At 37.3% G+C, this 20,458-nt stretch carries 12 protein-coding genes and 1 rRNA gene; 9 read left to right on the forward strand and 4 right to left on the reverse strand.

Going from position 1 to position 20,458, the window contains the following annotated elements:
- Window positions 1-170: 170 nt before the first annotated feature.
- From rrf to C8J95_RS15100, 9 genes are all read left to right on the forward strand, one after another.
- Window positions 171-278 (forward strand): 5S ribosomal RNA (gene rrf / locus C8J95_RS15060).
- Between the two features lie 286 nt (window positions 279-564).
- The gene (locus C8J95_RS15065; RefSeq protein ID WP_107809579.1) at window positions 565-1,023 is read left to right on the forward strand and encodes a GNAT family N-acetyltransferase; all 459 of its coding nucleotides are present in this window, start codon (window positions 565-567) and stop codon (window positions 1,021-1,023) included.
- 46 nt (window positions 1,024-1,069) lie between these two features.
- A complete protein-coding gene (gene dinB, locus C8J95_RS15070; RefSeq protein WP_107809580.1) occupies window positions 1,070-2,161 on the forward strand; it encodes a DNA polymerase IV in 1,092 nt (363 codons plus the stop codon).
- An 82-nt stretch (window positions 2,162-2,243) separates the two neighbouring features.
- Window positions 2,244-3,719, forward strand: coding sequence for an alpha-amylase (gene amyA / locus C8J95_RS15075; RefSeq protein ID WP_107809581.1), 1,476 nt, complete (start codon window positions 2,244-2,246; stop codon window positions 3,717-3,719).
- Window positions 3,720-3,898: 179 nt separating this feature from the next.
- Entirely contained in the window at window positions 3,899-4,750 is an 852-nt protein-coding gene (locus C8J95_RS15080; protein WP_255412831.1) for an AraC family transcriptional regulator, read from the forward strand.
- Window positions 4,751-5,004: 254 nt separating this feature from the next.
- Window positions 5,005-5,553, forward strand: coding sequence for a hypothetical protein (locus C8J95_RS15085; protein WP_009091284.1), 549 nt, complete (start codon window positions 5,005-5,007; stop codon window positions 5,551-5,553).
- A 68-nt stretch (window positions 5,554-5,621) separates the two neighbouring features.
- Complete coding sequence (locus C8J95_RS15090; RefSeq protein WP_107809582.1) at window positions 5,622-6,425, forward strand: molecular chaperone; 804 nt, start codon at window positions 5,622-5,624, stop codon at window positions 6,423-6,425.
- On the forward strand, window positions 6,418-7,443 hold the full coding sequence (locus tag C8J95_RS15095; RefSeq protein ID WP_107809583.1) for a hypothetical protein: 1,026 nt from the start codon (window positions 6,418-6,420) through the stop codon (window positions 7,441-7,443). The genes C8J95_RS15090 and C8J95_RS15095 overlap by 8 nt, the downstream gene beginning before the upstream one ends.
- 41 nt (window positions 7,444-7,484) lie before the next feature.
- On the forward strand, window positions 7,485-10,241 hold the full coding sequence (locus C8J95_RS15100; RefSeq protein ID WP_107809683.1) for a hypothetical protein: 2,757 nt from the start codon (window positions 7,485-7,487) through the stop codon (window positions 10,239-10,241).
- A 144-nt stretch (window positions 10,242-10,385) separates the two neighbouring features.
- On the opposite strand, the gene C8J95_RS15105 is transcribed toward C8J95_RS15100, so the two are convergent.
- The 4 genes from C8J95_RS15105 to rpoB all read right to left on the reverse strand — a co-directional run bounded on the left by C8J95_RS15105 (window position 10,386) and on the right by rpoB (window position 20,383).
- Window positions 10,386-11,660 (reverse strand): ectonucleotide pyrophosphatase/phosphodiesterase, encoded by a 1,275-nt coding sequence (locus C8J95_RS15105; protein ID WP_107809584.1) that lies wholly within the window; start codon window positions 11,658-11,660, stop codon window positions 10,386-10,388.
- Between the two features lie 126 nt (window positions 11,661-11,786).
- Window positions 11,787-12,092 (reverse strand): DUF3467 domain-containing protein, encoded by a 306-nt coding sequence (locus C8J95_RS15110; RefSeq protein ID WP_009091273.1) that lies wholly within the window; start codon window positions 12,090-12,092, stop codon window positions 11,787-11,789.
- An 89-nt stretch (window positions 12,093-12,181) separates the two neighbouring features.
- A complete protein-coding gene (rpoC, locus tag C8J95_RS15115) occupies window positions 12,182-16,444 on the reverse strand; it encodes a DNA-directed RNA polymerase subunit beta' (RefSeq protein ID WP_107809684.1) in 4,263 nt (1,420 codons plus the stop codon).
- Between the two features lie 114 nt (window positions 16,445-16,558).
- A complete protein-coding gene (gene rpoB / locus C8J95_RS15120; protein ID WP_034870625.1) occupies window positions 16,559-20,383 on the reverse strand; it encodes a DNA-directed RNA polymerase subunit beta in 3,825 nt (1,274 codons plus the stop codon).
- Window positions 20,384-20,458 lie beyond the last annotated feature (75 nt).

Here is a 20,458-nt window from a genome sequence, read left to right on the forward strand (position 1 = left end):
AGCTAAAAGCAATAAGTAAGCTTTGCAAAAATACTTAAGGAGTGCGCTAAAGGTTATGCCTTTGTGATGTTGAAACTACCGAAAAAGAAGTTAGAGGATAGAGATTAGAAGTTAGAAATAACTAATGACTAATGACTATCTAACTAAATTCTAAAATATATAACAAACTTTAGGGTGGTTATAGCGGTGGGGCTCACCTGTTCCCATTCCGAACACAGAAGTTAAGCCCACCAGCGCCGATGGTACTGCTAACGCGGGAGAGTAGGTCGCCGCCAGTTTTTATTTTTGAAAAGCCTTTGCATAGTAATGCAGAGGCTTTTTCGTTTTTAATACCTGTCACTACTTAACACTTATGACTTTTTATACCTAACGCTTTATACTTTAAACGTAAGACCTAATAGCTAACCAGTCCCTAACATTTTACATAATACATTATGTTCCCATTCCTCTTCTGCCTGGAAGATAAGTTTATAAATCCTAATAGCATTAAGATATGATTAATAAGTACTATTAACTTATAACTATTTTAGCTTTTAAGTCTCCACTTTTACCTATTTTTATAGTATGATAAAACTGAGACATGCTACTGAAGGAGATCTTCCTGTTCTTCTGGAATTCGAACAAGGAGTGGTAACAGCAGAACGACCATACAATCCAACACTTATAGAAGGAGAAATTCATTATTATAATCTGAATTCACTAATTGATTCGGAGAACGCAGCTCTTATTGTTGCTGAAGATGAGGAGAATATTATAGCTTCGGGCTATGCTCTTATCAAAAATACCGAAAAGGATTATTATAATTTTGACCGTTATGCATATTTAGGGTTTATGTATGTGAGACCTGAGTACAGAGGAAAAGGTGTTAATAAGTTGATCCTTGATGAGTTAACAAATTGGTCGCGAGATCAGGAAGTTTCTGAAATACGACTGGAAGTGTACAGTGATAATGTACCCGCAGTAAAAGCCTATGAAAAAGCAGAGTTTGAACCACTTATTCTATTAATGAGAAAGAAGATATAAATTGTTTAGATCTTCAGAAAAATAAACTAATCCATATCTTTGTAATATGGATTTCCCTTTTCCGCTTCGTAAGATTATACATGTAGATATGGACGCATTTTATGCTTCTGTGGAGCAGCATGATAACCCTGAATTAAAAGGGAAACCTATTGCTGTAGGAGGTGTTCATCGTGGAGTTGTTGCTGCAGCGAGTTATGAAGCCCGCCAGTATGGTGTACGCTCGGCTATGCCCAGCAAGACCGCTCAGCAGAAATGCCCTAATTTAATTTTTGTAAGACCCAGGTTTCCACGATATAAAGAAATTTCCCAACAGATAAGACAGATCTTTCATGAATATACGGATTTGGTAGAGCCCCTGTCTTTGGACGAGGCTTATCTTGATGTCACTGAGAATAAGAAAGGAATTGAATCAGCCAATCAGATAGCTCTGGAAATCCGTAAGAAAATATTCGAAAAGACAGGATTAACAGCCTCTGCAGGAATCTCTGTTAATAAGTTCCTGGCAAAAGTAGCTTCGGATATTAATAAGCCAAACGGTCAAAAGACAATACATCCGCAAAATGTTCTCAGCTTTCTGGAAGAGCTTCCTATTGAGAAGTTTTACGGAATAGGCAAAGTTACCGCTAATAAAATGAATACCCTTAGTATCTACAAGGGTAAAGATCTTAAAAATAAGAGTCTCGAGGAACTGGTTTTACTGTTTGGTAAATCCGGAAAACATTATTACAATGTTGTGCGTGGTATTCAGTATTCTGAGGTAAAGCCCCACAGGATTGCAAAGAGTGTTGCTGTAGAGGAAACATTCTGGGAAGATCTTCTGGATGAAGATACTGTCTTTGAAAAACTGAATGAAATTGCAGATGAATTATTTCGACGTCTTGAAAAATCCGGAATTAAAGGTAAAACGCTGACTCTAAAAATAAAATACCAGGACTTTACTCTATTTACCCGTAGTAAGACTGAAAGCCAGTATCTTGAGCATAAATTTTCTCTTACCGATTTGGCTAAACAACTGTGGAATAGCCGTCCGTTTGATAAACCGATACGTCTTCTGGGATTATCCCTGTCTAACCTTAATACTGAAGAAAAAAAGCAGGTTTCTGTACAGCTTAAAATTCCTTTTCCTGAATTTTTATAATACTCTTCACATTTTAATTTTTTGTAATCGTAAGATAATCAGTTCTTTTTAATGTACTTTTATTATTCAAAAAGCACATATTATGAATGGAACGATGCTTCAATATTTTCACTGGTATACGGACGGAGATTCTTTTCTGTGGAAAAACCTTAAAGAAACAGCAGAATATCTAAAGCATATAGGGATAACCGCAGTATGGCTTCCTCCTGCATATAAATGTGCAAGCGGTAATTATTCTGTAGGTTATGACCCTTACGATTTATTTGATTTAGGAGAGTTTAATCAGAAAGGGAGTATAGCAACTAAATATGGAACCAAAGAGGATTATTTGGCCGCTATAAATAGCCTTAAAAGTAAAGATATTCAGATTATTGCAGATATTGTACTGAATCATAAAGCTGGCGGTGATGAACTTGAAGAATTTCAGGTAGTGGAAGTAAATACCGAAAACCGAAATGAAGTAACATCAGAACCTTTTAATATTAAGTCTTATACAAAGTTTAATTTTCCTGAAAGAAATAAGCAGTATTCGGAATTTATCTGGGATTTCACCTGTTTTTCTGGTGTTGAATATGCTGAAGGAATTGATGGTATGCATGTATACCGGGTTATCAATGAATATGGAGATGGCTGGGATGAATTGCTGAGTGATGAAAAGGGTAACTATGATTATCTGATGAATAATGATATTAATTTCCGGAATCCAAATGTTGTAGGCGAACTGGATTATTGGGGAAGATGGTATTATGAACAGATTGGTTACAGTGGTGTAAGACTGGATGCTATAAAGCATATTACACCGGCTTTTTTTAAAAACTGGTTGTATAAACTTCGTGAAGCCACGGAAGAGAATATATTTGCTGTAGGTGAATACTGGGCTCCGAATGATCTGCCGCTCCTTGAAAAGTATATAGAAGTAACAGAGGGCTGTATGAATCTTTTTGATCCTGTATTGCAACATCATTTTCATTTAGCATCTGTACAGGGATCAGATTATGACCTTAGTAAAATATTCGACGGTACATTAGTACAAAGTCAGCCGGATAAAGCTGTTACACTGGTAGACAATCACGATACCCAACCGTTACAACAATTGGAAGCTCCGGTTGAACATTGGTTTAAACCTTTAGCTTATGCATTGATTTTATTACGTACAGAAGGATATCCCTGTATATTCTATCCGGACTTATTTGGAGCACATTATGTGGATAAAGATAAAGAAGGTAATGATTGTGAAATTTTTCTTGAGAAGGTAGAAGAGCTGGAAATTTTACTGAATATTCGTCAGAATAATGTCTGTGGTGTACAGCGTGATTATTTTGATTATCCAGATTGTATAGGCTGGACCCTTGAAGGGAATGAGGATCTATCAGGCTGTGCTGTTGTGATCAGTAATAATGGTCCGGGGGAGAAAATAATGGAAATTGGTACAAAATATACCGGCAAATTCTTTTGTGATGCCCTGGGAATAGTAAATGATCATATTGAAATTGATAAAAATGGCTGCGGAAAATTTTCAGTATCGGAAAATGGTGTTAGTGTATGGATTATGCTGTGAAAAATGTTATGTACTAAATATATAGCGGGTTTGTACACTCTTTTGTACATCAGCTTTTAGTATATTTTCTTCTAAAAAAAATAAATAATCTTCAAAAATTGTTAAAAATTAATCATATATATGTAATTATTATATGAAATAAATAAATACGGTTATATTTGCATCTGTATTTAGCTTTTATGAATAGGGAAATGCAAAAGGACTGGGGGATTTATCGACTAAAAGATGCTGATGACCTGGATGTTAGTATTCATCCATTGGCATACTCCATTCTGTATACTGCAACAGACCATTTAAACATTATTATTAAGGATAAAAGCATAAGCATAGATCCGGAAACTTTCTATTTCCTGCCTCCTAGAAGTTCCTTTTCCGTTATAGAGAAATATAAGAAAGCTGTACTTATCTGGTTTAAGCCGGAAGTCTTTATGGACCGGTTGAAATTTCTGTATTATATTACAAATTGTTTTTTCTTTCAGAATCCTTTGGGTGTTGCCGCAAAAAATAGCTTTATACCTTATAAATTCATTATTAAAAACTATGCAAGACCTCTTCAGACTCCAGGAGCTAATCCTTTGATTAAAAGAAATTTGCTGGCTAATTTTATAGAATTTATTCTCATAAGAGCGCAGCTGGACTTTGATCCGGGTTTTGAAAGTGGTTCTAAGAATGTCTATGACCAGGAAATAGCAAACAAATTTAGTAAGCTGCTTGATGAGGAGATAACCTTCAATCTTGTGGTAAGCTACTATGCGGATAAACTTAATATTACAAAACGGAGATTAGACAAAGCAACACAAATTATTTATGGTTGTTCTGCAAAGAGTCTTGTTACGGGAAGAGCCTTGGATAAAGCGAAAGCAATGTTAAGGTCAACTTCAATACCTGTTAAAAATATCAGCCTGGAATTAGGATTTTCACAAGAGTCAAATTTCAATAATTTCTTTAAACTTCATATAGGAATGACACCTATGCAATACAGAATAAATGCTAATGCAATTATTTTTGGGGAAAATACGGCCCTGAGCTAAGTGTTATATTTTCAGTACATATACTTTTATTAATGCCTCATAAAACTAGAAAATATACTATAACTACCTCGTAAGTAGGCTTATAGATGGTGTTTATGAAAATTAATTTTTGTCGTTTTACATAGTTTTTTTGTTGTTTTTCATAACTAATAGATAGGATTTCCACTCTAATTTTGCACCCGCTATCAAAGGTAGTATGAATGCGTTTGCATAAAATGCATTTTTTTTAAAAAGAAGAAGATTTTATTAAAAGTATGAGAAAATTTTATTACCTGTTAGGCCTTACTTTCGGCCTTACATCAATTAACGTAGCTGCACAGAAAACTGGCGATGCTACGGTTAATGTTAGACTTTATCCAATCCAGACGATTGTAGTAAATGGTTCACAGAAAAATGTAAACCTTGACTACAGAACATCAGACGATTACAAGAAAGGTGTAGCTTTAGATGAAGCAGATCACCTTACGGTATACAGTACCGGTGCATTCGCTGTAAATGTACAGTCAAAAGATGCTCAGTTGTCCAGTGTAAACACAAGCATCACAGAAAAGATTAATGCAGCGGATATTAAATTAACGCCGACTGCAGGTACAACTAACCCATTATCAGGTTCAAAGCTTAGTACCGTAACATTATCTACAACCCCGACTGAATTAATTTCCAGTAACATCGGTGGTGTTGACAAGACCTTTAACGTAAAATACTCTGCTGCTGGTGCAGACAGCTACCTGAACAAGTATTTTAACGTGGAAAATCCTACGACTTATACGACTGTTGTAACCTACACTATTGTAGCTAAATAACATTATTTTTTTTATAACAATATTTAAGGCACTTAGGATATTAATCCTAGGTTGCCTTTTTACACTATATGAAAAGAATTCTGGCAAGTTTAAGCTTTTTGTTATTTTTCCTGGCGGGTATTATTGCAAAGGGACAAGCAGGAATTACTGTGAGTCCTCCGCGCAATTATTTTACCTCTAATGCAGGAGAGAGTAGTACGAAAAAAGTTCTGGTAACTAATCCGAGCAAAACAACCACATTGGAGTTAACGGTCTCTCTTAATGACTGGAAATACGATGAGAAAGGTAATAATGTTATATCGGAACCCGGAACTTTAGAAAATTCGGCAGTAAATTGGGTTAACATAAAGCCCCAGTCGTATTTTAGTCTGAATCCCGGAGAAACAAAAGAACTGGAAATTACCGTTACACCTCCGGCAGTACGGAAAGATATATTAGCTGTTCATACCTGTCTTATGTACATTACCCAAACCAATCCCGTTGATGCTATTAACGAGAAAGGTGCTTTGGTAAAGGTAAGTGTAAGAACAGGAATCAAGATCTATCATCGTTATTCTTCTCAGCGTGAACCTAATATGGATTTCACCGATTATAAATATGAAAAGGATAGTAAAAGTCTGGTTTTAGAAATTATAAATCAGGGAAATGTATGGACAGATGGTACCATTCATACAGAGATGATTAATCAGCAAAACGGAGCAAAATATAATCTGGAAGATGAGATTATCTATACACTTCCGTCTGATAAGCGTATTGTAAACATTCCGCTACCGAAAGGTCTGGAGCGTGGAAAGTATATTGTGACCTCTACATTTACTTATGGCGATGATAATGTAATTAAAATGGCCGAACTAACCTTCATCAATGAATAGACTTTTTATCTGTATATTCTTTCTGCTTAGCTTTATACAAGTCTCGGCTCAGAGATTGTGGATAACTCCATTTAATACCGGATATGCTCCGGTAAGAAGTTATAACGGGGCTATAATTAGTAGTCTTGTTCAGATTCAGGTTCATGCCAATGGTAGTCAGGGACTTCAGATGCAGAACTGGTCTATGAGTTACAGAGTTGTAGGTACTATTAGCAACGGTGGTCCTAAATATTTTCCTGTTGAGCGGTTGAAGTTTCGCTTCAATAGTGTGTCTAGCAATGGTGTGAACGACCAGGGAAGTAGTCCTAATGCCGGAAACTTAGGATTGAATACCAATCCTATTCCTTTTCAGTACACCAACTTGTATTTTGTCAACAATTCACCTTATAACCTGCAGATTGTTAACAGGTATTTTATGATGACGCTTGGATATGATGTGATGATAGACGGGGGAGCGTATTTGGAGGAATATTCTTCATGGAATAATTATACGGTAAATATTATCATAGAGATAAGGAACAGTAAAGGGGAAATTATAGATTCTGAGCCAGTATCTTTTCAGATGCAGGTTCACCCGGACGATTCACCACCGAAGCCCGCAGAAGAATACGCTATTTTGCTGGATCCATCTGCTAAAAATGTTTTATTGGAATTTAAAACTCCCGGTGACTATGCCAACGGAGTATCCAGAACATACAGCAGAGCATTGTCTGTGATCTCTACTACAGGTTATGCAGTACAGGTGAATAGTCTGAATAACGACCTTACCAGTACATCTAACCAGAGTCTTCCTGTAAATGCAATAAACCTAAATGTGAAGGACAGCCAGTCGCAGACTGTAACGGGTAGTGTGAAATTATCCAGCAGTAAGCAGAATATTATTACAAGTATGATTCCTGCGAAGACAGAAAAGTATTTTGATCTTATCTATTCTACACAGGCGGGAGACATCAGATTTTTTAATCAAGCTCAGGAACAGTATTCGAGAACCCTTATTTTCAGTCTTATTCCACAGTAAAAATTTTGAACTTTTTCAAAAAAATTATATTAACCATATTTGTGGCGGGGATAACCATGTGTTATGCCCAGAAAAGTGCTGTTAGTATAGAGACAGATCAGAAACTTAGTGTCTTCAATGAGGACATGGTAAGTGTACTCCTTAAGATCAGTAATAATACAGAGATCGAAAGAAACCTGGATGTAGATATACAGACGGTAAAGGGACTAAGAGTTATTAACAATATCTCCTCTATACATTTAAAGGCTAATGAAAAAGCTTTTCTACCTGTAAAGATATTTGTAGAAAAGAATCAGCCTGCAGGAACGGCAACTATAAAATATGCTATAACGGAGAGTAGCCTAACTTTGGCAACTGCTGAAACCAGTATGACAGTACAGTCTAAACGCGGTTTGAAAATTGTAGCCAACGAGCCTCAGGTACTGATGTATAAAGTGGGCGATTCTATAAAGATTTCCACACAGGTCTATAACAGCGGAAACAGGGAGGAGAATGTAGAAGTAATTGCCAGTTTTCCACAAGCCGATGGGCGGGATCTTAGTTTTAGTAAGAAAATAAAATTGGAACCGTTTGTTAATAAAGAAGTCAGTTTCTCTAAAATTGTGGATAAAGATCTCCTGAAAATGGAGCTTTTTACCGTAAATGTAGCAGGACTAAATTCGGATAAAGAATTCTTTGGCAATGCTATTATTATCGTACAGAATGCCTTAGGGAGCAGAAAATACGTAGACCCTGCTTTTATCAATTTTTACAGACCGGCATATCAGGTCAATCACATAAGCCTTAGCAGCCGGAACGCTTTTCTTAATTATGATTCCTCTTATAATCTCGATTTGCATACCGAATTTTATGCCGGTGGTATAAAAGGTATTGTCAATGTAAACGGAACCTATTGGAGTAATAACAGTACAAAGCCTCTATTTACAAACACTTGGGTAAGATTAGAAGGAAAAGGAGTAGGTGTGCAATTGGGTAACCTGAATGCAAGCGACCTGGAAATAAACCTTGTGGGGCGTGGGGCTGAAGTTTCCGTTAATCCATTTACCAACAAAAGATCCGTGATTCGTGTTGGAGCTGTTGAAAAAAGCTATAACCTGATTGATCCGTTGGATCTTAATAATTCTTCGAGAGGATATTCTACCTATGCGAAATCATCCATTAGTCTCAATGAAAAAGAGTCTTTGGATAATTCGGTTATTCTGGATAATGACCCGTATCAGCGAAGTTTTATCCTGATGAATGAGTACCATTACAATAATAGCAAACAGACGTATTATGATCTGAGATTGGGATACGGTTACACATCTACAAAAGGTGAAGTATCACATACGGCATCTTCTGTAGCTGCGGGACTAAATCTGAATACATCATTTAACAAATATACTTTCAGTTCTAATAATTATTATAGCAGCAGTTATTATCCGGGAATTCGAAAGGGGAATACGGTTTTTGAGGAGCGCTTATTCAGAAATTTTGATAAATTCAATATTTGGGTAGGGTATAGTCTGAATAATTATAACCCTAAAAGCATAGATCCGCAATACCAATATAATACAGTTGCTAACCGGAGCAAGGTTGAAATGGGAACCAGCTTTACGATTGCCAGAAATACAAAACTTAGTATTATTCCGCAATGGAGCACGGAACGATCCAATGTATTTGTTAACAGCAGCTTTCAGAGTGTAAATGTGGACTTTAATACCGCTTTTATCAATACTGCACTTAACTATACCAGTCCGGATTATAAAAGCAGCATTAACCTTGTTCTTTCAAATGGTTATTCCAGATATGTTGGATTTACCTCTAATAGTTTTATTTACAAGTTGCAGGCTAACTGGTATTATAAAAATTTTATGCTGAGTGCCAATTACCAGAAAGGCAACTTTATGTTATATGAAGGCAATTATAACAATAGTCTTAGCGACAATACGGAGAGAATTTCTGCCATTGCCAATTATAAAATAAGCCTGTTTAACAAACGTCTCAATTTGTTATTCGGTTCCATATTCAACTCCGATAAATTTATTGGAAAAAGTTTCTCTTTTAATACCAATCTCGATTACCGGATTTTATCCGGAACTAAGTTGTTTGCCAGCTATAATCTGAATAAATATCTGAACGGAGTATACAGATCTGCTAATAATTATTATCAGGTAGGTATTATCCAGGATCTGCCAAGTTTTGGAGAAGAAAAAAGTAGTGGCAAAACAGGAAATATTGAACTGTTTTTCTATTATGATCTTAATAATAACGGGCAATATGATCCTTCTGTAGATCTGCCGGCACAGGATCTGAAAACTAAGATTAACAATACCCTGTTTATCACGCCAAAGAATGGAAATATAAAGTACAAGAAAGTACCCTATGGAACCTACATGATTAAGGCGATGGAAGATAAATGGTATGCCGATGATATGAGAGTTATCGTAGACAGGAAAGATATATTTCTTACAATTCCGCTACAGAAAACAAGTATTGTAAAAGGGAAGGTGCAATATCAGGAAGCTACTAAAACACAATTTGAAGTAGTAGAAGTTTTATCGGGACTTCCTGTAGTATTCCAGAATAATCAGTTTAAAAACTTTGTTTTCTATACCAATGAAAGGGGTGAATATTCTGCATATCTGCCAGTAGGCCATTATAAAGTATTTATAGATGGTAATGCATTGCAGAAGAATGTCTATGTAGAAGCTAATCAGACCGCAGATATCACTGAGGGAAATACATCGGAACTGAATCCTTTTATTCTAAAAGTTAAAGATAGAAAGGTAGAAGTGAAGCGATTCGGAATTAAGTGATGATTTACTTTTTACAAATTCCCAGCTTTTAAAACTTAGGAGCTGTCAGGCTGAGTGGAGTCGAAGCCCAATTGTTTAAGTGTTTCTTTAGGCTTCATTTATGCTAGCATATATAAACAAAAAACCGGCTTATGCCGGTTTTTGTTATTTTTTATTTAATGTTTTTCCTAATACTTTGATGTTCCCATCTATAGGTGCTGTAATTTTCAGGTCCAGAATCTCAGCGATAGCAGGATAGATATTAACATTTACAAAAGGTCTTATTTGCTGGTGTTGTTTAAATGCAGGACCCCAGGCAAAGTAAGTAGCTTTCATTTCCGGTACTTTATACGGATTGTAACCATGCTTTCCTACCGGAGGATTTCTACCCGGATCTACCATAGCTTTTGTTCTGTTAGGTACCAGGATAATATCACCTATTCTTCTGTTTTTATCATCTGATTTACTATAATGTAATCTTCCCGGGAAGTTCTTCGCCAAATATATTTTATAGCCTTCGTGCTTTTCTTTTCTTAGCGCTTTATAAAGAGGTAAGATATCTGCTTCGTCTTTTGCAGTAATCCTTACAAAGGTATTACTGTTGACTACTACAAATTTATTTCTGTCGATAATGGAAGGAACTGTAATATAATCTTTAGGATCTACTTTTATCATACCGTGATCGGAAACAAATACAAAATTGATAGGAAGATTAAGTGGCTTCAATCCATCTACCAGTTTCTTAATAGCACCATCTATATAATGTACAGCATCTTCTGTTTGTTTTGCATCCGGTCCGTAATGGTGGCCTTCATGATCTACTTCAGGAAAGTATAAAGTAATGAAGTGTGGCCTTTTCTCTTCAGGAAGCTGTAACCAATTTTTAATAATTCTTACTTTATCATCATCCGAAAATTTTTCGTGATATGGGTAGTAGTAAGAAGGTCTTGTTCCTCCGGCTTCGCTCTCGGAGCCCACCCAGAATAAACTAGCAGCTACCATTCCCTGCTTTTCAGCCAATCCCCATAGTGGTAATCCACCGTACCAGCTACCATCTGTAACTGTTTTACTGCCTATCTTGTACATTTCCTTTCTGTTTGGATCATAGAAAATGTTATCCACAAGACCATGGTGAGAAGGATATAATCCTGTTACAATACTATAGTGGTTTGGAAAAGTAATAGAAGGATAGGACGGGTACATACCATTTTTTGCCCATATACCGTTTTCAGCCAGGTTTAATAAGTTCTTAGTATTATACTTCTGCATATAATCGTATCGGAATCCGTCTGCAGAAATAAGAATTACATAAGGTTTTTGCAGGGTTTCAGGAGCGTTTGTTCTTCCGGATATTACAACCTGTGTTGTATCCACTGCAGGCTTTTGCGAGTAGCCTAAAACAGCTAACATTAAACAGCCTATAACAAGAAACTTCTTCATTAACATAAAATTTTATCAAAGGTAAAACATATAAAAGCTTTGCCAAAGGCTTGGTGGATTAAATTTTCATCAAATAAAAATCCCCGTCGAAAGACGGGGACCTATATATTAAAGTAGTTACTTTAATTAAGCTTGAGGAGTGTTTTGTCCTAATACGAAAGGCTCAACTTCTTTGATTTCTCCGAATTGTTGTTCGTAAGAAGCGATGTTTTGCTGAAGCGCATTAAGAACTCTCTTAGCATGTAATGGAGCTAAGATAACTCTTGATCTAACTTTAGCTTGCTGTACACCTGGCATTAGTTGGATGAAATCCAAGATAAATTCAGATGGAGAGTGATTAACTAAAGCAAGATTTGCGTAAACACCAGCTGCTACCATTTCATTCAGTTCAATGTTGATGTTTCCGTCTTGTGGATTTTGGTTGTTGTCCATTTTTGTTAATTATTTTTGTTTAAAATTTAAAATTTGAGATTGTGAAAGTATAAAAATAAATTCAAATCTCAAATTTCAAATTATTAATTTTAATTTATATCCTCAAATTCCTTTGTAGAACCTACAATGATATTCTGATATTGCTTAAGACCTGTACCTGCAGGGATTCTGTGACCTACAATTACATTTTCTTTAAGACCGTTCAGATCATCTACTTTACCAGACACTGCTGCCTCGTTAAGTACTTTTGTAGTTTCCTGGAAGGAAGCTGCAGACATGAAGGATTTAGTTTGAAGAGCTGCTCTTGTAATACCTTGTAATACAGGCTGTGCTGTAGCTGGTAAAGCTTCTCTTACTTCAACTAATTCCTGATCTTCACGCTTCAACTTAGAGTTCTCATCTCTTAGTTCTCTTGCAGTAATCATCTGACCAGATTTGAATTCTTTAGAATCTCCTGGGTTAATAACTACTTTAAGACCAAATACTCTTTCGTTTTCTTCGATGAAGTCATTCTTGTGCTCAAGGCTGCCTTCAAGGAATTGAGTATCACCACCATCAACGATTTCTACTTTAGTCATCATCTGACGAACGATGATCTCGAAGTGCTTATCATCAATTTTTACCCCCTGTAGACGGTAAACTTCCTGAATCTCATTTACTAAGTATTCCTGAACCGCAGTTGGTCCTTTAATGCTTAGGATGTCATCCGGAGTAACGGATCCATCAGAAAGTGGAGAACCTGCACGTACGAAGTCATTTTCCTGAACAAGGATCTGGTTAGATAATTTTACAAGATATTTCTTGATCTCACCAGTTTTAGCTTCAACAACAAGTTCACGGTTACCTCTCTTGATTTTACCGTAAGATACTACACCATCGATTTCAGTAACAACCGCTGGGTTAGATGGGTTACGAGCTTCGAATAATTCGGTAACTCTTGGAAGACCCCCGGTGATATCCCCTGCTTTAGCAGATTTTCTTGGGATTTTGATTAAGACTTTACCAGCCTTAATTTTCTCACCATCGTTAACCATCAAGTGGGCACCAACCGGAAGGTTGTATGATTTCTGCTCAATACCTTTAGCATCTACCACTCTAAGAGTAGGTACTGCTTTTTTATTTCTGGAATCAGAGATTACTTTTTCCTCGAAACCGGTTTGTTCGTCAATTTCCAATTGGAAAGAAACCCCTTGAATAATATCTTCGTATTCAACCTTACCTGATGTTTCAGCAATGATTACCGCGTTATACGGATCCCACTTACAGATAAGATCTCCTTTACTTACTTTGTCACCAGGTTTTACAGCAAGCTCAGCACCATAAGGTACGTTCGCCGTCATAATTACTGTTCTGGTTTCGTTATCCATTACCAAACGGAATTCAGTAGAACGGGAAACAACGATATCTGTTGTGTTACCATTTTCACCTTCACTCTTAATGGTTCTTACTTCGTCCATTTCTACGATACCATCACGTTTTGCAACGATAGATGGGTTTTCAGAAATGTTACCCGCAGTACCCCCTTGGTGGAAGGTTCTCAATGTTAACTGTGTACCAGGTTCACCAATGGATTGTGCAGCGATTACCCCTACAGCTTCACCCATGTGGATCATCTTACCTGTTGCCAGGTTTCTACCATAACACTTCGCACAGATACCTCTCTTAGTTTCACAAGTTAACGGAGAACGAGCTTCTACAGATTCAATACCTGCAGCTTCAATTTTCTTCGCTAATTTCTCGTCAATAAGTTGATCTGCTTCTACCAATAATTCATCAGTTTCAGGATCGTAGATATTGTGAAGAGAAACTCTACCTAATACCCTTTCAGAGATTTTCTCAACAATTTCGTCATTTTTCTTCAATGGCGTAATCTCCACACCTCTTAATGTACCACAGTCGTCAACAGTAACGATAACATCCTGAGCAACATCTACCAAACGACGAGTTAGGTAACCCGCATCGGCAGTCTTAAGAGCGGTATCCGCAAGACCCTTACGTGCACCGTGGGTAGAGATAAAGTACTCTAAGATGGAAAGACCTTCCTTAAAGTTAGCTACAATCGGGTTTTCGATAATCTCAGCCCCAACTGAACCAGCTTTTTGTGGTTTTGCCATTAGACCTCTCATACCGGATAACTGACGAATCTGTTCCTTAGAACCCCTCGCCCCAGAGTCAAGCATCATAAATACTGAGTTGAAACCACCTTGGTCAGATTTCATTCTGTCCATAATCATTTCAGTAAGCTTCGCATTGGTATTTGTCCAAACATCGATTACCTGGTTGTAACGTTCAGTATCGGTGATAAGACCCATGTTATAGTTCGCCTTAATCTCGTCTACATTTTCAACAGCACTAGCAATCATGGTTTTCTTTTCAGCAGGAACAACGATATCTCCAAGGCTAAATGAAAGACCTCCTTTGAATGCGTTGGTGTAACCAAGATCTTTCATATCATCAAGGAACTTCACAGTAGTAGGGAAATCAGTTTCATCTAAAATTCTACCGATAACGTTTCTTAATGATTTCTTAGTCAATAACTCATCAATATAACCTACTTGTTTTGGTACAATCTGGTTGAAAAGAATTCTACCAACAGTTGTAGGAGTCAGTCTTGTTACTAATTCACCGTTTTCTTTAACTGGTAAACGGCATTTTACTTTAGCGTTCAACGATACCTGTCCTTCTGAATAAGCAATCTCTACCTCTTCAGGTGAGTAGAATGCTAAGCCTTCTCCTTTTACTTTGTTTGTATCTGTTGAATGCGCTTCTTTGGTCATGAAGTAAAGACCCAATACCATGTCCTGAGAAGGTACCGTAATTGGAGAACCATTCGCAGGGTTTAGGATGTTTTGGGAACCTAACATCAATAACTGAGCTTCCAGGATCGCTTCAGGACCTAGTGGTAAGTGTACTGCCATCTGGTCACCATCGAAATCGGCGTTGAATGCCGTTGTTACTAATGGGTGAAGTTGGATAGCCTTACCTTCGATCATCTTAGGCTGGAATGCCTGGATACCTAAACGGTGAAGGGTAGGTGCCCTGTTCAGAAGAACCGGGTGTCCTTTCATTACGTTTTCTAAGATATCATAAACAACAGGTTCTTTTCTGTCGATGATTCTCTTAGCAGATTTTACAGTTTTTACAATACCTCTTTCAATTAGTTTTCTAATGATAAATGGTTTGTAAAGCTCAGCTGCCATATCTTTTGGAAGACCACACTCGTGTAGTTGCAAGCTTGGACCTACAACAATTACCGAACGAGCAGAGTAGTCAACCCTTTTACCTAATAAGTTCTGACGGAAACGACCTTGCTTACCTTTCAATGAATCAGAAAGAGATTTCAATGGTCTGTTAGATTCAGACTTAACAGCAGAAGATTTTCTGGTGTTATCGAATAATGAATCTACTGCTTCCTGAAGCATACGCTTCTCGTTTCTTAGGATTACTTCCGGAGCTTTAATCTCTAAAAGTCTCTTCAGACGGTTATTTCTAATGATAACTCTTCTGTAAAGGTCATTTAAGTCGGAAGTAGCGAAACGTCCACCATCCAATGGAACTAGTGGTCTTAATTCTGGTGGTATAACCGGAAGAACACGCATTACCATCCACTCAGGGCGGTTGATCATTCTTGTATTAGCACCTCTCAATGCTTCTACAACAGAAAGTCTCTTTAATGCTTCAGTTCTTCTTTGTTTTGAAGATTCGTTGTGTGCTCTGTGTCTTAGGTCATAAGAAAGCGCATCAAGATCGATTCTTCTCAACATTTCCTCGATAGCCTCAGCACCCATCTTCGCAACGAATTTGTTAGGGTCTGAATCATCCAGGTATTGGTTTTCTTGTGGAAGAGTATCTAAAGTATCAAGATATTCTTCTTCAGTTAAGAATTCCATTTCGTCGAAATCGGAACCATCTGCTTTTCTAGCGATACCTTGTTGGATTACTACATATCTTTCGTAGTAGATAATCATATCCAATTTCTTGGAAGGTAAACCTAGTAAGTAACCAATTTTGTTAGGTAAAGAACGGAAATACCAGATGTGTGCAACAGGAACAACCAAACTGATGTGTCCGATACGCTCACGTCTTACTTTTTTCTCAGTTACTTCAACCCCACAACGGTCGCAAACGATCCCCTTGTAACGGATTCTTTTATATTTACCACAAGCACATTCGTAATCCTTTACAGGACCGAATATTTTTTCGCAGAACAAACCATCTCTTTCAGGCTTGTGTGTACGATAGTTAATCGTTTCTGGTTTTAGAACCTCTCCTCTTGATTCCTGAAGAATAGACTCTGGAGAAGCTAAACCAATCGTGATTTTACTAAATCTACTTGTTTTATTTTTTGACATTGTTTTTTTTGATTTAAAGATTAAAAGATTGAAAGATTCAAAAATTAGTTTTGAAATAGCTTTCGCTCTCAAATTTGGAGTTACTTAATTTTTTAAATAATTAAATCTTTTAATTTACTCCTCCAATCTTACATCTAGTCCTAGACCTTGTAACTCGTGAAGTAATACGTTGAAAGATTCAGGGATACCTGGTTCAGGCATCGCTTCTCCTTTCGCGATAGCTTCATAAGTTTTTGCTCTACCGATTACGTCATCAGACTTCACAGTTAAGATTTCTCTCAAGATGTTAGATGCACCAAATGCTTCTAGTGCCCAAACCTCCATCTCTCCGAAACGCTGACCACCGAACTGAGCTTTACCTCCTAACGGCTGCTGCGTAATCAATGAGTATGGTCCGATTGAACGTGCGTGCATTTTATCATCAACCATGTGTCCTAGTTTCAACATGTAGATTACCCCAACTGTCGCAGGCTGTGTAAATCTCTCACCTGTACCACCGTCATATAAGTAGGTATTTCCGTAAGCCGGAAGTTCTGCTTTTTCAGTGTACTCAGTGATCTGATCTAGCTCAGCACCATCGAAGATTGGTGTAGCAAACTTCAATCCTAGTTTTTTACCAGCCCATCCTAATACGGTCTCATAAATCTGACCGATGTTCATACGGGAAGGTACCCCTAGTGGGTTAAGAACGATGTCTACAGCTGTACCATCTTCAAGGAACGGCATATCTTCTTCACGAACGATTCTGGAAACAATACCTTTGTTACCGTGACGTCCTGCCATTTTATCCCCTACATTCAGTTTACGTTTCTTAGCGATGTAAACTTTTGCTAACTTCATGATACCTGCTGGTAATTCGTCACCGATAGAGATTGCAAATTTCTCACGGTTCTTAACACCCTGAAGGTCGTTGTACTTAATCTTATAGTTGTGGATTAACTGTTTGATTAATTCATTTTTATCTGCATCAACCGTCCAGTCAGATCCGCTTACGTTTACGTAATCTTCAACACTAGAAAGTAACTTTTGAGTAAACTTCACACCTTTACCGATAAGTTCTTCGTCAAGGTCATTTTTCACACCCTGAGAAGTTTTACCACTAACAAGAATGTTAAGTTTTTCAAGAAGTGTATTTCTCAGATCATCGAATTTCTCTTTGTATCTGTTTTCAACTTCTTCAAGCTTAAGTTTCTCTTCAGTTCTTTTCTTTTTGTCTTTAATGTTTCTGGAGAATAACTTCTTGTTGATAACTACACCTCTTAATGAAGAGTCAGCTTTCAATGAAGCATCTTTTACATCACCAGCTTTGTCACCAAAGATTGCACGTAAAAGTTTTTCCTCCGGAGTTGGATCAGATTCACCTTTTGGTGTGATTTTCCCGATAAGGATATCACCAGGCTTCACCTCAGCACCGATACGGATCATACCGTTCTCATCAAGATCTTTAGTAGCTTCTTCAGATACGTTTGGAATATCAGCTGTTAGTTCTTCCATACCTAGTTTGGTATCACGAACTTCTAGTGAATATTCATCTACGTGGATAGAAGTAAACCAGTCTTCACGAACAACTTTCTCGTTGATTACAATCGCATCCTCGAAGTTGTACCCTTTCCAAGGCATGAAGGCTACTACTAAGTTTCTACCTAGTGCTAGTTCTCCTTTTTCAGTTGCATAACCTTCACAAAGTACTTGTCCTTTTGCTACAGTGTCACCTACTCTTACGATAGGCTTCAATGTAATGGTTGTACTCTGGTTGGTTTTTCTGAACTTAGTTAATTTATAAGACTTGGTCGCAGATTCGAAGTTTACTAAATCTTCATCCTCGCTTCTTTCGTACTTAATTGTAATTTTATCAGCATCCACATACTCTACAACACCAGTTCCTTCAGCATTAATCAAAATTCTGGAGTCAGTAGCTACTTGTTTTTCCAAACCTGTACCTACAATTGGAGCTTGTGGTCTTAATAATGGAACGGCCTGACGCATCATGTTAGATCCCATCAACGCACGGTTCGCATCATCATGCTCCAAGAATGGAATCAATGATGCAGAAATACCAGAAATCTGGTTTGGTGCAACGTCGATAAGGTCTACCTGACCTGGCTCTACTACAGGGTAGTCACCGTCCAGACGAGCAATAATTCTGTCTGTTTCGAAGTCTCCACTGTCGCTTAGTTCCACGTTCGCCTGAGCAATTACTTTAGCTTCTTCATCCTCTGCATTTAGGTAGATTGGATCAGCATTTAAGTCTACTTTACCGTTTTCTACTTTTCTATATGGAGTTTCGATGAAACCAAGGTTATTGATCTTAGCATAGATACCTAGAGAAGAAATCAAACCAATGTTTGGTCCTTCCGGAGTTTCGATCGGACAAATTCTACCATAGTGAGTATGGTGAACATCTCGAACCTCGAAACCTGCTCTTTCTCTTGATAAACCACCAGGCCCTAGTGCAGATAATCTTCTCTTGTGAGTGATCTCTGATAATGGGTTGGTTTGGTCCATGAACTGAGAAAGCTGGTTGGTACCAAAGAATGAGTTAATTACTGATGTTAATGTTTTTGCATTAACAAGGTCTATTGGTGTAAAGATTTCGTTATCTCTAACGTTCATTCTTTCCTTAATTGTTCTTGCAATTCTGGAAAGACCTACACCAAACTGTCCTGATAGCTGTTCTCCAACAGTTTTAATTCTTCTGTTAGAAAGGTGGTCGATATCATCAACCTCAGCTTTAGAGTTTACCAATTCGATAAGGTGTCTAACAATAGCGATGATATCTTCTTTTGTTAAAACTTCAGTATCGATTGGGATATTTAACCCTAATTTTTTGTTCAGACGGTAACGGCCTACTTCACCAAGAGAATAACGCTGCTCAGAGAAGAATAATTTTTCGATAATTCCTCTTGCAGTTTCCTCATCTGGTGGATCTGCGTTACGTAACTGTCTGTAGATATATTCTACCGCTTCTTTTTCGGAGTTGGTAGGGTCTTTTTGTAAAGTGTTCTGGATAATAGAGAATTCGTTTCCATTTTCTTTGTGGATAAGAATTGTTTTTACACCAGATTCAAGGATAAGATCCAAGTGCTCTTTTTCAAGAACAGTCTCTCTGTCCAAGATGATTTCGTTTCTTTCGATAGAAACTACTTCACCTGTATCCTCATCTACGAAGTCTTCGAACCATGTGTTCAAAACTCTCGCAGCTAATGTTCTTCCTTCTACTTTTTTAAGTGCAGCTTTAGAAACTTTTACTTCTTCAGCAAGGTCGAAGATCTGAAGGATATCCTTATCAGATTCGTAACCGATAGCTCTTAAAAGTGTAGTTAAAGGTAATTTTTTCTTACGATCGATGTAAGCGTACATTACGCTGTTGATATCCGTTGTAAATTCCATCCAAGAACCTTTGAAAGGAATAATTCTGGAATAATACAACTTGGTACCGTTTGCGTGGTAAGTTTGTCCGAAGAAAACCCCCGGTGAACGGTGTAACTGAGTTACGATAACACGCTCTGCTCCGTTGATGATAAATGAACCACTAGGAGTCATGTATGGTACCGGACCTAAATATACATCTTGTACTACCGTTTGGAAATCTTCGTGTTCCGGGTCAGTACAATACAATTTAAGTCTTGCTTTTAATGGTACACTGTAGGTTAGACCTCTTTCTACACACTCATCGATAGAATAACGAGGTGCATCTACTAAATAGTCAAGGAATTCTAATACAAACTGGTTTCTTGAGTCTGTAATAGGAAAGTTTTCCTGGAAAGTTTTGTAAAGAGTTTCATCCAATCTAGCTTCCGGCAGTGTATCAAGCTGGAAAAACTCCTTGAAAGACTGGATCTGAATGTCCAGAAAATCAGGAGTTATAACTTTCCCTTTGGAAGAGGAGAAGTTAATTCTTTGGTTTTCCCGAGTTTTTGGCGTCTGTGTCTTGCTCATAAAACGTTTTAGAAAAGGGTTAAAAAATATTTTGATTTGTAAAAAATATCAGAAAGAAAGACAAATGGGAAAGGT

Origin of the sequence: Elizabethkingia sp. YR214, from assembly GCF_003058195.1 — a bacterium.
In the GTDB taxonomy this organism is placed as follows: Bacteria; Bacteroidota; Bacteroidia; order Flavobacteriales; family Weeksellaceae; genus Elizabethkingia.

Bases quoted from the DNA above. Each gene is read 5' to 3' on its own strand.
- C8J95_RS15065 (WP_107809579.1), top strand. From the start codon at position 565: ATGATAAAACTGAGACATGCTACTGAAGGAGATCTTCCTGTTCTTCTG.
- dinB (WP_107809580.1), top strand. From the start codon at position 1,070: ATGGATTTCCCTTTTCCGCTTCGTAAGATTATACATGTAGATATGGAC.
- amyA (WP_107809581.1), top strand. From the start codon at position 2,244: ATGAATGGAACGATGCTTCAATATTTTCACTGGTATACGGACGGAGAT.
- C8J95_RS15080 (WP_255412831.1), top strand. From the start codon at position 3,899: ATGAATAGGGAAATGCAAAAGGACTGGGGGATTTATCGACTAAAAGAT.
- C8J95_RS15085 (WP_009091284.1), top strand. From the start codon at position 5,005: ATGAGAAAATTTTATTACCTGTTAGGCCTTACTTTCGGCCTTACATCA.
- C8J95_RS15090 (WP_107809582.1), top strand. From the start codon at position 5,622: ATGAAAAGAATTCTGGCAAGTTTAAGCTTTTTGTTATTTTTCCTGGCG.
- C8J95_RS15095 (WP_107809583.1), top strand. From the start codon at position 6,418: ATGAATAGACTTTTTATCTGTATATTCTTTCTGCTTAGCTTTATACAA.
- C8J95_RS15105 (WP_107809584.1), bottom strand. From the start codon at position 11,660: ATGAAGAAGTTTCTTGTTATAGGCTGTTTAATGTTAGCTGTTTTAGGC.
- C8J95_RS15110 (WP_009091273.1), bottom strand. From the start codon at position 12,092: ATGGACAACAACCAAAATCCACAAGACGGAAACATCAACATTGAACTG.
- rpoC (WP_107809684.1), bottom strand. From the start codon at position 16,444: ATGTCAAAAAATAAAACAAGTAGATTTAGTAAAATCACGATTGGTTTA.
- rpoB (WP_034870625.1), bottom strand. From the start codon at position 20,383: ATGAGCAAGACACAGACGCCAAAAACTCGGGAAAACCAAAGAATTAAC.